At 61.6% G+C, this 13,492-nt stretch carries 11 protein-coding genes; all 11 read left to right on the top strand.

Features of this window, described 5'->3' with window-relative positions; genetic code table 11:
- Positions 1–31 precede the first annotated feature (31 nt).
- The 11 genes from zapE (at position 32) to EYW45_RS22780 (ending at position 13,437) form a co-directional block, all read left to right on the top strand.
- Positions 32–1,123 carry a cell division protein ZapE gene (gene zapE / locus EYW45_RS22730; protein WP_161137712.1) on the top strand — a complete coding sequence of 364 codons (1,092 nt, stop codon included), beginning with the start codon at positions 32–34 and terminating at the stop codon, positions 1,121–1,123.
- Positions 1,124–1,524: 401 nt separating this feature from the next.
- Entirely contained in the window at positions 1,525–3,750 is a 2,226-nt protein-coding gene (locus EYW45_RS22735; protein WP_328703680.1) for a TonB-dependent siderophore receptor, read from the top strand.
- A 97-nt stretch (positions 3,751–3,847) separates the two neighbouring features.
- Positions 3,848–4,480 carry a DUF4198 domain-containing protein gene (locus tag EYW45_RS22740; protein WP_161137714.1) on the top strand — a complete coding sequence of 211 codons (633 nt, stop codon included), beginning with the start codon at positions 3,848–3,850 and terminating at the stop codon, positions 4,478–4,480.
- Entirely contained in the window at positions 4,477–4,785 is a 309-nt protein-coding gene (locus tag EYW45_RS22745; RefSeq protein ID WP_161137715.1) for a DUF3649 domain-containing protein, read from the top strand. The genes EYW45_RS22740 and EYW45_RS22745 overlap by 4 nt, the downstream gene beginning before the upstream one ends.
- Positions 4,782–6,590, top strand: coding sequence for a PepSY-associated TM helix domain-containing protein (locus EYW45_RS22750; RefSeq protein WP_161137716.1), 1,809 nt, complete (start codon positions 4,782–4,784; stop codon positions 6,588–6,590). Before EYW45_RS22745 ends, EYW45_RS22750 begins: the two co-directional genes overlap by 4 nt.
- Before the next feature lie 9 nt (positions 6,591–6,599).
- Positions 6,600–6,923 (top strand): DUF3325 domain-containing protein, encoded by a 324-nt coding sequence (locus EYW45_RS22755; protein ID WP_161137717.1) that lies wholly within the window; start codon positions 6,600–6,602, stop codon positions 6,921–6,923.
- A gap of 7 nt (positions 6,924–6,930) precedes the next feature.
- A complete protein-coding gene (locus EYW45_RS22760; RefSeq protein WP_161137718.1) occupies positions 6,931–7,446 on the top strand; it encodes a sigma-70 family RNA polymerase sigma factor in 516 nt (171 codons plus the stop codon).
- Positions 7,443–8,450 (top strand): FecR domain-containing protein, encoded by a 1,008-nt coding sequence (locus EYW45_RS22765; protein ID WP_161137719.1) that lies wholly within the window; start codon positions 7,443–7,445, stop codon positions 8,448–8,450. Before EYW45_RS22760 ends, EYW45_RS22765 begins: the two co-directional genes overlap by 4 nt.
- Positions 8,451–8,597: 147 nt before the next feature.
- The gene (locus EYW45_RS22770) at positions 8,598–11,021 is read left to right on the top strand and encodes a TonB-dependent siderophore receptor (protein WP_202444866.1); all 2,424 of its coding nucleotides are present in this window, start codon (positions 8,598–8,600) and stop codon (positions 11,019–11,021) included.
- Positions 11,022–11,030: 9 nt separating this feature from the next.
- Positions 11,031–12,020, top strand: a complete 990-nt coding sequence (locus EYW45_RS22775) for an alpha/beta hydrolase (RefSeq protein WP_161137720.1) — start codon at positions 11,031–11,033, stop codon at positions 12,018–12,020.
- Positions 12,021–12,075: 55 nt separating this feature from the next.
- The gene (locus EYW45_RS22780; protein WP_161137721.1) at positions 12,076–13,437 is read left to right on the top strand and encodes a tryptophan--tRNA ligase; all 1,362 of its coding nucleotides are present in this window, start codon (positions 12,076–12,078) and stop codon (positions 13,435–13,437) included.
- Positions 13,438–13,492 lie beyond the last annotated feature (55 nt).

Below are 13,492 nucleotides of genomic sequence, written 5' to 3' on the forward strand. Positions count from 1 at the left end.
CCCTTTTTTATTGAATGGCCCCTGTCCGAATATGAACGTCCGAGATTATTACCACGCCGAGTTGTCCGAGCGCGGCTATCAGCCCGATGAGGCGCAGGCCCGCGCGATCGATCGTCTGCAAACGTTTTACGACGATTGGGTGGCGTTCAAGGGCAAGCGGTCCAATGCCCTCAAGAAGCTGCTGACGCGGCCCGACGTGCCGCGTGGCGTGTATCTTTGGGGCGGCGTGGGGCGGGGCAAGAGCTTTTTGATGGACGCGTTTTTCGCGACTGTGCCGGTGACGCGTAAAACGCGGCTGCATTTTCACGAGTTCATGCGCGGCGTGCATCGTTCGCTCGACGAAGTGAAGGGCATGCAGGATCCGCTGGACGAAGTGGCCAAGCGCATCGCCAAGAAATACCGCCTGATCTGTTTTGACGAGTTTCATGTATCCGACGTGGCCGACGCCATGATCTTGCATCGCCTGCTGTTGAAGCTGTTCGAGAACGGCACGTCGTTCGTGATGACGTCCAATTACGAACCTTCGACGTTGTATCCCGACGGGTTGCATCGCGATCGTATTTTGCCGGCGATTGCCTTGATCCAGGCCAAGATGGACGTCATGAACGTGGACGCCGGGGTGGACTACCGCCGACGCTCGCTTGAGCAGGTGCAGTGCTATCACACGCCATTGGATGAGGCTGCCGAAGCCGCGCTGGACGAAGCGTTCAAGCGGTTGTCGGATACGCCCGCGCAAGAGCCGGTGTTGCGTATTGAGCATCGTGAGATCCGTGCCAAGAAGCTCGCCGGCAGCGTGGTGTGGTTCGACTTCGCCACCCTGTGCGGCGGCCCGCGATCGCAAAACGATTATCTTGAGTTGGCCAGCCGTTTCCATGCGGTGATCTTGTCCGACGTGCCGAAGATGGGCCCGCGGCAGTCGTCCGAGGCGCGCCGTTTTACCTGGTTGATTGACGTGTTCTATGACCACAAGGTCAAGCTGATCATGTCCGCCGCGTGTGAGCCGGAGGAGTTGTATACCGACGGTACGCTGGCCAACGAATTCCATCGCACGGTATCGCGCATCATGGAGATGCAATCCAAGGAGTATCTGGATTCGGAGCGTCGGAAGACGGTTGATCTGTAAGGTGCGAACCTTGTAGACGTCTTGAGGCGGGAGCCCCATAGCGCCTTCTTCGCAAGCTGCAACTGCCCGTCGAGACCGAAGATCGGCAAGACCATCGGGGGCGTTTCGTCCATCAAGATGTATTTGAAGCACTGCAGCCCCCGGGTGGGCGCAGTGCTTTTTTCATTGCGCGAATGGACGCACATCCGTCCTCGATATCGCGTTCGTAATGTTTGTCTCCTCCGGCAACGTTGCTGAAAGAGGCCTGAAAGCCACATTCCTCATTAAAGAAATTGATAACGATAGTAGTTATCATTTATCATCCAGCCTCAGTCAATATTTTGTAAGGTTTCATCATGTTTTCTTCGAGGTTGCGCGTGGGGAGTGCGCGGACCCGGCCGTCTTTACAGGCGATGTCGGCAGTGTCATTGGTTATGCTGGCCGCCACTGGCGCCCCGGTGTGGGCGCAATCGGCTGCAACGGTGCAAGGCACCTCCACAATGACACCCACCGCTACGGCCGCAGCGTCGAGCAATGTGACGACCCTGGCACCGGTTCAGGTGTATGGCGTGGATGCCACGTCGACCTCGCCCACGTTCGGCTATACGGCGCCGGTAAGTTCGACCGCGACGAAAACAGATACGCCCATCATCGAGACGCCGCAATCGATCTCGGTGATCACCCAAGACCAGATGCGCGAACAGGGCGCCTACACCCTGAACCAGATTCTGCGCTACACCTCGGGCGTGGCGCCCGAAACGCGTGGCGCAGCCGCGACCCGTCTGGACCAGTTCAATGTGCGCGGGTTCTCGGCGACCACTTATCTCGACGGCCTGCGGGTCTACGGCTCGCGCGATGCCCTGCCTCAAGTCGATTCGTATCGCCTGGAACGCGTCGACGTGCTGAAAGGTCCGGCATCCGTGCTGTATGGCCAAGGCGGCCCGGGCGGTACGGTGAACCTGACCAGCAAGCGTCCGTTGGACACCACGCAGCGTGAAGTCGAGCTGCAGTTGGGCGACTTCGACTATCGCCGCGCAAACTTCGACTTCACCGGTCCGATGGATGAAGAAGGCAAGTTGCTGTACCGCTTGACTGGCTCCGGTTATATGTCCGACGGTCAGCTGGACGACACCAAGGAACGCCGTTACTACATCGCGCCTGCATTTACGTGGCGCCCGTCGGCCGCTACCAGCTTCACGTTGCTGGCGAACATCCAGCGCGACCCGCATATGGGTTCGTACGGTGGCGTACCGGCCCTGCGTTCGCTGCGCCGCGCGCCGGATGGCATCAAGCTGGATCCGAGCTTCTATGATGGCGACGCAGGCTACGAGACCAGCAATCGTCGTCACCACTCGATCGGCTACGAGCTGTCGCACAAGTTCAACGACACGTTCACGGCAAAATCGAGCGCGCGCTTCACGCACGCGGAGGGCATCTATCGCACGGTGTACACGAACTCAAGCGGCAGCGGTTATGTCGATCCGGATGCGCTGTTCTTGCGGCGGAACAAGGGTGGCGTGAACGCCGAGTATGACGCCGTTGTGACGGACAACAATCTGCAGGCGCGATTCGGCACGGGCGCGGTTCAACACACGATGATTGCCGGGCTCGATCTGCAGCATCAGAACTCACGCACGCTCAACAGCGCATTCGACGCCGCGCCATCGCTGGATGTACTGAATCCGGATTACCACATGGATATCCCGGATCCGACGTGGACGTCGTTTGCCAAACAGCGTCAATATCAGACCGGCCTCTATCTGCAAGACCAGTTGAAGATCGAAAAGTTGTCCATCGTGTTGGGCGGTCGCTATGACTGGGCGCGCTCGGTTAGCGACACGAAAACCTTGGCGAGTGGTGCCGTTCGTCACAACCCAACCACACGTTCCGAAGCCTTCACCGGCCGTGCCGGTGCCATCTACAACTTCGATAACGGCGTTGCGCCCTACGTCAGCTATTCGGAATCGTTCGAACCGCAAAGCGGCTTTGATGTCGACAATAATCCGCTGGATCCCGTCGAAGGCAAGCAGTACGAGATCGGCGTCAAATATCAGCCGGTCGGATCGAATGCCATCTTTACCGCAGCCGGCTTCGACATTCGTCGCCAAAATTTGACGGCAACGGCCCCAGGGTGCACACCTAATCAAGCCAATTGCGTCGTGCAGACGGGCGAAGTCCGCACGCGCGGGATGGAGTTTGAAGCGCGCGGCGAAGTAGCACGAGGCCTGAGCGTGATCGGCAACTATTCGTTCATCAGCAACAAGTACACCAAAGACAACCCGAACGCACAGGGTGTCAGCCGCGTGGGTCAGCGTCCTTACGGCGTGCCCAAGCATCAGGCGTCGCTGTGGACACGTTATCAGTTGCAGGACGGCGCACTTCAAGGCTTGGGTCTTGCCGCCGGCGTGCGCTACCTGGGTGCCAGTGCAGACGACTCCGGCGTATTGAAGGTGCCGGATGCAACCTTGGTCGATGCTGCCATCGACTATGACCTGGGCCGCATGAACCCTCAGTTCAAGGGGATCAACGTCGCGCTGAATGTGACCAACTTGTTCGATAAAGAATACGTAGCGTCGTGCTCGTCGGAGTCGTGGTGCTGGTACGGTTATCAGCGCTCGGTACGCGCCACGTTGCGCTACCGCTGGTAATCAACGCCCCACATTTCGCCCAGGCAGTCTGGAATAAGCTAAGTCACTAATTAGGAATGGATATCATTATAATTAGCGGCTTGGAGAACGAACCACGATGAATCTGAAGTCCATCTGGATGGCTGCCGCACTGGCGGGCGTCACGCACGGCGTGAGCGCCCAGATGGTGTGGGTGGAACGATCGCCCGACCAAGGGGCGCGCGCTTACTACGGTGAGTGGGTGGATGACACCCGCGAGCCCAAGGTGCGTGCGGTGTACGAGATCCTGGCCAAGCCGCGCGGGCGCGACGCTGCGCACTTGGCGCGGGCGGGCACGATGGCGGGTTTCGATGCGATCGGGATCGACGGCGCGTCCCGACGCGACGTGCGCTTGCAGAATCCGATCGTGTTCGACGATGACCTCGTCAAGTTCGAAGCCAGGGTGGGGCGGACATCGACCGCATGCACACTGGATCTCGAGCTGGTGCCGGCCTCAGCAAACAGCAACACCTTGACGTTGATGTTCAAGGGCGAACCTCTGGCGGGTAAAGCCGTCACTGTGTTCGGGCCGACGAAGTCGCAGTACGTTTTCAAAACCGATGCCAAAGGGCAGATCGAAATAGACACCCCCTGGCCTGGACAGTACGTGGCCGAGGCCACGCATCGTGAAGAGTCGGCCGGCGAGTTCGACGGCCAACCCTTCCAACGCATTCGTTACGTGTCGACCCTGACATTCGAGAACAAGACATGAGAGCACCGGCGCCTGGCGCATCCTGGGGTTGGTATCGCGTTGCGGTTTTTTCGCGCGCGATCGCCGCCATTTTTGGCGGTTACGCCGCCGCTTCGGCAAGCGCCGCTTGCCTGGCCGTCTGGCTACCCGTTAGCCGTGTGGACGCGGTCACCGCGGGGCTGACGCTGTCGTTCGTCACGTATACCTGCGTGGTGCTCTGGGTGTTTGCCGTGCGTGACGCGTGGCGGGCCTGGAAGGGCGTGCTGTGGCCGATCGCGGTGTTTGGCGGTTTGTTTGCATTGAAAAGATGGGTGCTGGGCGTATGACGACGGTCGATCACGTAAAGGGCAACGCGGCCGCAGAGGCCCAGCCCGAGGGCATTCGGCAGTCGATGTCGTGGTTGCACACCTGGGCCGGGCTATTGCTGGGGTGGGTGCTGTATGCGATGTTCATGACGGGCACGCTGGCGTTCTTCCGGGACGAAATCACGGCCTACATGAAGCCCGAAGTTCAAGTTCAGGCCGTGACGTCCGATCAAGCGATGATCACCGGCGTGCGCTATCTGCAGACGCATGCGCCCGATGCCTTGCGATGGTTCGTCATGCCGTATTCGGATCGCGATCCAGTGATCGAAGTAAGTTACCAGAAGCCCGGCAAAACGGGCCGCGGCAGCTTCCAGCGCGTGCAGCTCGATCCCGCCACTGGCGAAGCCGTGCAATCGCGCGAAACGCGCGGGGGCGATTTTTTCTATCGCTTTCATTACGAACTCGAGATGGGCTATCCGTGGGGGCGCTGGCTTGCCAGCATTGCCGGCATGTTCATGCTGGTGGCGATCATCAGCGGCATCATCACGCACAAGAAGATCTTCAAGGATTTCTTTACATTCCGGCCCGGCAAGGGCGGGCAACGATCGTGGATGGACGGGCACAACGCGCTTTCGGTGCTCGGGCTGCCATTTCATTTGATGATCACGTTCAGTGGCCTGATGCTTTTCATGATCATGGTGATGCCGGCAGGTATCTACGCGATGTATGAGACGCCGAATCAATTCACGGCAGACGCCTATCCCTCGTTTGCGTCCAAGCCGCGCACGAACGTGCCGGCACCCATGGCGCCGATCGAGAACATGATTACCCAAGCCAATACCGCCTGGGGCGGTGCCAGTGTGGGGCGCGTGACCGTCAATCATCCGGGCGACAGCGCGATGACCGTATCGCTGACGCGGCTGGTGTCGGAACGCGTGTCGTACGGTCGTTTGCCGCCGTCCATGATCTTCAATGGCGTAACGGGCGAGGTCACGTCGGCCAGCGAGAACGACAGTGCAATCATGACCACCGTCGGCACGATCGTGGGCCTTCATCTGGGCAAGTTCGCCAAGCCGTGGCTGCGCTGGCTGTACTTCATCGTAAGCCTGGCCGGCACCGCAATGGTCGCGAGCGGTCTGGTGTTGTGGGTGGCCAAGCGCCGCCAGAAGGCGGGCAAGGACGCCGCCAATCGCTTTTCGTTGCGTCTGGTCGATAGCCTGAACAGCGGCACCATTGCAGGGTTGCTGATCGCGATGCCGGTGTTCTTTCTGGCCAACCGCCTGTTGCCGGTCGATCTCCCGGATCACGCGAACTGGGAGGTCAAACTTTTTCTTTGGAGTTGGGGTGCCGCCTTCGTGTACGGCTTCGTACGCCAGCGCCAGGCGTGGCGCGATCTGAATGCCTTGGCGGGCCTGCTGTTCCTCTCGGTACCGATCGTCAACGCCCTGACGACGTCCAGGCATCTGGGGCAATCGTTGCCGGCGCAGGATTGGGTGATGGCAGGCTTTGACCTGACGATGATCGCGTCCGGTATTTTTTGTGTGTGGTTGTCCTGGAAGGTGAACCGCCACAAGGCCAAAGCGCCGGCAGCGGTCAAGCCCAAAGCGGCGCCGCGTGCCGCGCCCCAGGCGGCATCGGCAGCGTCCGGTGAGGCCAGCGCAATGGCGAAGTCTGCTGCCGTCGCGCCGGGCACGAGCACCGCTGCGAAAGCGCCGCCCACCTCACCCGCACCTGCCGTGGCGCCGCCGGTAAAGACCGCCACAGCGGCGCCGCCCGAGCGCCGCGACGACGCCTTGCCGCCAGCTTCCGCCTATCAACCCCGATGAGGTCACGCTATGACGATCGCTGCCTTCTGCTTGGCCTACGCCGGCTTTGCCGCGTTGTGTTTGGCGATGGACCGCCACTACGAAGATTTCTTCGATCGGGCGATCACAAGCCGGCATCGGGTGCCGCTGCGCTGGTTCGGGGCCTTGGCCCTGACGCTGTCGCTGTGGGCCGCAGCGCAGGCATACGGGTGGTCGTACGGGGTGATCGAGTGGATCGGCATGCTGGCACTCGCCGGATTGGCGCTGATCTGGATCCTCACCTACCGGCCGCGTGTGGCATTGGGGCTGGGCGCGGGCTGCGCAGTGGCGGCACCCGTGTTTGCCATGATGTGAAAGGCATATGACCGCGCCTCCCCTCGACACCGGGTGCGTGCAGCGACTGTATGTCGAGCATCACGGATGGCTGGTACAGGTGCTGCGGCGTCGGCTGCACTGCTCGCACCAGGCCGCCGATCTGGCGCAGGACGTCTTCGTGCGCGTGCTCACCTCGCGCCATCGCGAGGCGTTGCGCGAACCGCGTGCCTATCTGCGTACAGTAGCGCGCGGCGTGCTGGCCAATCACTTTCGCCGTGCCGATCTCGAACGCGCCTATAACGAGCTTTTGGCAGCCATGCCGCAGGTCTTAGTGCCCAGCGCTGAAGTCCGGTTGGAAATCCTTCAAACGCTTGCTGCCCTCGATGCGATGCTCGACGGTCTGGGTGCACGCACGCGGCAAATTTTTTTGTTGTCGCAGCTCGACGGCTGCACCTATCCCGACATTGCCGATCGGCTTGGCGTGTCGATCAATGTGGTGCAGAAAGCGATGAGCCGCGCCATGGCGCAATGCTATCGCGTGATGTGGGACGACGACGCATGACGGGGCCGCAACACCGGCGCGCCGATGGCGCTGACGATGCGCAGGGGCGGGTGGTGCGCGAAGCCATCGAGTGGTATGTGGTGCTTGCATCGGGCGTGTGTACTCCTGAAGAGCGGCAAGCGTGCGCCCGTTGGTGCGCGGCCGATCCGCTGCATCAGCGCGTGTGGCAGCGTCTTCAAAACGTGCGCAGCGAGGTGAGCGGGTGCAGCGGGGATCTTGCCGCCGCCCACGCCGACGCCGTACTGGCGCGAACCGACAAGATCGATGACCGCCGGCGCCGCATGCTGGTCCTGCTTGCGGCAGGCGGCGGAGCAGGTATGCTCGCCTGGAGCGTGCAGGGCATTGCGCCCTGGCGAGCCTGGACCGCCGATGAGCGTACCGCCGTCGGCGAGGTGCGCACCATGCGATTGCCAGATGGCACGCAGCTCAGCCTGAATACAGGCACGGCGCTGGACGTACGGTACGACGCGAGGCGCCGCGATATCGCTTTGTATGCCGGAGAAATTGCGATTGAAAGTGCGCCGGGCATGCAGGGCCGTCCACTGCGTGTGTTGACGCCTTATGGTGTGGCGGAACCCCTGGGCACGCGGTTCAGCGTGCAGTTGGACGAACCGGGTCAATCGCGGGCCTATGTTTCGGTTGCGGCGGGTCGGGTGCGACTTCGAAGCAATAACGTTCATGGGACCGAAGTCACCTTGTCCACTGGCGAATCCGGCTGCCTGGATCGCGTCCAAGGTGCGTTGCAGGGATCGACCGTCGCGGCTTACGCGCCGTGGATGCAAGGGATGCTCGCCGCGCAAAACACGCGATTGGCTGACTTCTGCGCCGACCTCAGTCGGTATCGGCCGGGAATCATTCAATGCCGCGAGACGGCCGCCGACCTGCGTTTGAGCGGCGCCTTTGCGCTGCGGGACTCCGATCACGTACTTCAGGTGATTGCGCAGACGCTTCCGGTACGGATCGTGCGCCGCACGCGCTACTGGATCGTGATCGATCGAGTGTGACGCGGCGCGAGTGGGTGCCCGCAGGCATTTACAACTTATTTTGAGCGGACATGGCAGGTTTGTGAATCTCGCGGGGCATACCTGATATCGATCCACCGCGCAGCGTCGTTTCGCCTGGACGCATCGCTCATATAAGGAAAGCCCGCCATGCCCCGTCAGGTCCCCCGTTCTCGTCGTCCCGCATCGCTTCGCGCCTATTTGATGGCCGCCGGCATGACGTCGATCACACTTGCGCCCACGCAGTCTCTGTGGGCCCAGGACGCGACATCCAGCGCGGCAAGCACCGTGGCGCTGCGCGACTATGCGGTGCCGGCGGGCCCGCTGGATGCCGCGATCGTACGGTTCGCGCAGCAGTCCGGCCTGACGATTTCCGCCGAAGCCGCCGTGACGGCGGGACGTCGCTCACTCGGCGTGCAGGGGCGCCTCGGAGCCCGCCAGGCTCTGGATCGGCTGTTGCAAGGCAGTGGCGTCGGCGCCGTGCCGGCAGGTGGCAGTGCCTTTACATTACGTGCGTTGCCTCCGATTCAGGGCGGCGGCACGACCACCTTGGAGCCGGTGACGGTGGTGGCGCGCAGCGAGTCGGCGTTCGGGCCGGCCGATGGCTATGTGGCCACACAAAGCGCCGTGGCGACCAAGACGGATACGCCCATTCTGGAAACTGCGCGTTCGATCTCGGTCGTGACGCGCGATCAACTGACGGCCCGCAATGTGCAGTCGATTCCCGAAGCGGTGCGTTATACCGCCGGCGTGACGACCGGCGCCTTCGGCTTCGATCCGCGCTTCGACCAGATTTACATCCGAGGCTTCGCCGTCAACACCACTGGCGATTATCGTGATGGCCTGCGTCAGGGAGCCGGATCGTACACTTACTTCAATACCGAGCCTTATGGCTTGGAACGTATCGATGTGATCAAAGGCCCGGCGTCGGTGCTGTATGGTCAGGGCACGCCAGGCGGTCTGATCAATCGCGTGAGCAAAATGCCCACGGATACGCCGCTGCGCGAAGTCGAGGTTCAGGGCGGCAATCACGACCGCTATCAAGGCGCATTCGATGTGGGCGGACCGCTCGGCGACAGTGGCGAGGTCACCTATCGGGTGACGGGTTTGGCGCGCGATGCCAAGGCCATTCGCGATATCGAAGACGATCGGTTGTTCCTCGCGCCGGCGATGACATGGCGGCCGTCGGCAAAAACCGAATTGACGGTACTGGCACAGGTACAAAAAGACGAAACCGATTCCAACGTTGGGCTCTTCAATCGCGATGGACGCGCTACGCATACGCGCGTGAGCGACGGCGATTATGACTACCAGAAGCAGACCCAGTATCAAGTCGGGTATCGGCTGTCGCATCAGGCCAATGACACTTGGACGTTTCGTCAGAACGCGCGCTATGGGCTGGTGAATCAGAAGGCGCGCTATCTGACCAGCGCCGGCGTTATCCCCGGCACCTCGTCGATCAATCGCTCGGCCGTCGCGCTGCGCGGCGAACTCGATACGTTCGTGATCGACAACCAGGCGCAGGCAAACTTCGCGACGGGAGCGGTTAGTCACAAAACGCTGATGGGCGTGGATTATCAGTGGATCCAGTCGTCGTTGGGACAGGGTACTTTGCCGGCCCGTTTTTATCCGACGCTGGATATCGATAACCCAGTGATCGGGGCGTCAGGGCCCACACCGGATATCACGTCCAAGAGCGGCACCCGCATCCGTCAGACGGGCGTGTACGCATCCGACCAAATGGCGTTGGACCGGTGGCGCTTCTCGCTGGGTGCGCGTTTCGATAATGCGCAGCGCGATCAGCGCAACCTGCTGAGCGGTGTGGCCACGGGTCGCCAGACCGATAACGCGATGACATATCAAGCGGGTGCCCTATATCTGTTCGATAACGGGTTGGCTCCCTACGTCAGTTATTCGACGTCATTCAATCCAACGACGGCGATGGATATCAACGGGTCGGCGTTGGATCCCACACGTGGCCAGCAAGTTGAAGCTGGTGTGAAGTTCCAACCTCAAGGCGCGCGTAGCTTCGTGACCCTATCGACGTATCAACTGACCGAGCGCGATGCGGTACGTGCGATTCCGGGCACCACCGCTTCCGAAGCGGTGGGCAAACTGCGTTCACGGGGCATCGAAATCGAAGGCACGGCCAACCTGACATCCGGACTGGATCTGCTGGTGGCCTATAACTACAATCGCGCCAAGATCGTCGGCAGCAATTCGGCCGCCGAGTTGGGCAAAACGCCAGCCGTCACGCCGCGTCATGTTGCGTCAGCCTGGTTGGACTATACGCAACCCACGGGCATGCTGGCGGGACTTGGCGCGGGCGCCGGCGTCCGTTACACGAGCGACACGTTCACCACGTCGGGCAACATCGCCAGGAACCCCAGCAACACGTTCATCGACGCCGCGATCCATTACGATCTCGGTCGCAATTCGGCGCAGTTCAAAGGATGGCGAGTGGCATTGAATGCGCAGAATTTGTTTGACCGGGACGATCAGGTTTGCAACGCCGGCTTCTGCTATCGCGGTCAGGGCCGCACCGTGATCGGCTCGCTGCGCTATCGCTGGTAAGGAGGGGAGATGATGCAGAGACGTAGCGCCAGGATGAAACGTGTGGTTTGCATCGCTGCAGTATGGAGCGCGGTGCTGTTCTCATGCGCACGCGATGCTTGGGCCACCAACGACCGCACGCCCGTTGCGGCGGGCTTGCGCGAAGGCGTCCATCAGGCGAGCCCCGACGCTGCCGAAACTGCTGACGCGGCGCCGGTCGTGCTGCCCGGCGCGTACCAATTCGCCCTTCAAGCGGCGGGCCCGGACGCACTGCCTTACCGCATCATGGTTTCGCCACCCACGGAGCCGGCTGACGAACGGGGTCATCCTGTGCTTTACGTACTGGATGGCAATGCGACGTTTGCAAGCTTTCACGAGGCGCGCCGGATGCAGTCGAAGCTGTATGGCAAGGCGATCATCGTTGCTGTGGGGTACCCCACCGATGAGCCGCTCGATTTCAAGCGCCGTTCGCACGACTTCTCGCCGCAGCCAGCGGCATCGCAGCACGCGAAGCCGGCGTCCAGTGGTTCACACACCCGCCCGTTGCTGGGCGGCGACGGTGCATTCACCGCGTTTCTGCGCGATGTGTTGATGCCGGAAATCGCGCGACGGCATCCTGTCGATCCAGCGCAGCAAAGTGTGTTCGGCCATTCGTTTGGCGGCATGTATGCGCTACACGTCTTGTTTACGGCGCCGTCGCTGTTTACCCATTACGTGGCGGTGAGCCCGTCGCTTTGGTGGCAAGACCGTTATTTGATCGCCGAGGAACAGCACTTTACCGCTCAGGTGAAGGACGGGACATTCAAGCCGGTGCGGCACAGTGTGCTGGTGCTGGCAGGTGGCGCAGAAACGCCGCAAACACTGCAGGATGCCCAGGCGCAAGCCGTTCGGTTGCAGGCGTTGTCGGGTTTCGGGCTGCGCACGCATTACGCGGCCTTGCCGGACGAAACGCATATTTCGGTGCCGACCGCTGCGATCGCCATGGTGTTGCGGCAAGTGTTCAGCGCGCGCCAGCGGTAGGGTGGGCCGAGCACGTTACACTGTGCACTGGCCTCACACCTGAAGCATTTTTCGAATGAATACGCGCGTTCTGACAGGCATTACCACCACCGGCACTCCCCATCTGGGCAACTATGCGGGCGCGATTCGCCCGGCCATCCGTGCCAGTACACAGCACGACGTGGACGCCTTCTTCTTCATGGCGGATTACCACGCCCTGATCAAGTGCGAGGATCCCGAACGCATCGCGCGTTCGCGGCTCGAATTGGCGGCCACCTGGATTGCCGCCGGTCTGGATGTCGAGCGCGTCACGTTCTATCGTCAGTCGGATATCCCTGAGATTCCCGAGCTCTCGTGGTTGCTCACGTGCGTGACGGCCAAGGGGTTGATGAATCGTGCGCACGCGTACAAAGCGTCTGTCGACCAGAATACGGCCAAGGGTGTGGAAGCCGACGATGGCGTGACGCTCGGCCTGTTTTCCTATCCCGTGCTGATGGCGGCCGATATTCTTTTGTTCAATGCGAACAAAGTGCCGGTGGGCCGCGATCAGGTGCAGCACCTGGAAATGACGCGCGATATCGCACAGCGCTTCAATCATTTGTACGCGCCGACGTCGCCTTTGTTTGTGCTGCCGGATGTGGTGATCGAGGAAGACGTGGCCACGTTGCCCGGGCTGGACGGCCGCAAGATGTCGAAGAGCTACAACAATACGATTCCCTTGTTCGAAGGGGGGGCGAAGGCAACGCGCGCGGCGATCATGCGCATCGTTACCGATTCGCGGTTGCCGGGCGAGCCCAAGGATGCTGACGGTTCGCATCTGTTCACGTTGTACAAAGCGTTCGCCACGCGCGAAGAGTCGCAGGCGTTTCGTGCCGAGCTTGAAGGCGGCATGGGGTGGGGCGATGCCAAGCAGGCGCTGTGCGAACGGGTGGAGCGCGATCTGGCGCCGATGCGGGAGCGTTACGACGATCTGATCGCCCACCCGGAACGTATCGAGGAAATCCTGCAAGCCGGTGCGATCAAGGCGCGCAGTCTGGCCACGCCTTTCATGGCACAGATTCGTGATGCTGTGGGCTTGCGCCAAAGTGCGACGGTGGCCAAGGCGGGCAAGTCGAAGGCCAAGTCGGGCGGCAAGGGCGCACGCTTCGTGAGTTTCCGCGACGAAGACGGCAGCTTCCGTTTCCGCCTGCTGGATGCCGCGGGCGAAGAGTTGCTCACCTCTGAGCCTTTCGCACAGCCAAAGGAAGCCGGGCGCATCACTGGCCTGTTGCAGTCGTCCGATGCCAACGTCGAGTTGGTCATCGACGGTTTGCGCTATCGCGTGATGGTCGGGGATGAACTGGTGGCCTACGGTCGTGCCGGCGCCGACACCGCCGAGCGCGACGCCGGCATGGCGCATGTGCGCGAGACGTTGGCCGCGATGTCGCAGGCGGAGTAACCGCAGAGCGGCCAACTGTGCTGCCAAAGAAAAATCCCGCTTCTGAATTGAAGCG

The sequence above is a fragment of the Schauerella aestuarii genome, from assembly GCF_009866805.1.
In the GTDB taxonomy this organism is placed as follows: Bacteria; Pseudomonadota; Gammaproteobacteria; order Burkholderiales; family Burkholderiaceae_B; genus Schauerella; species Schauerella aestuarii.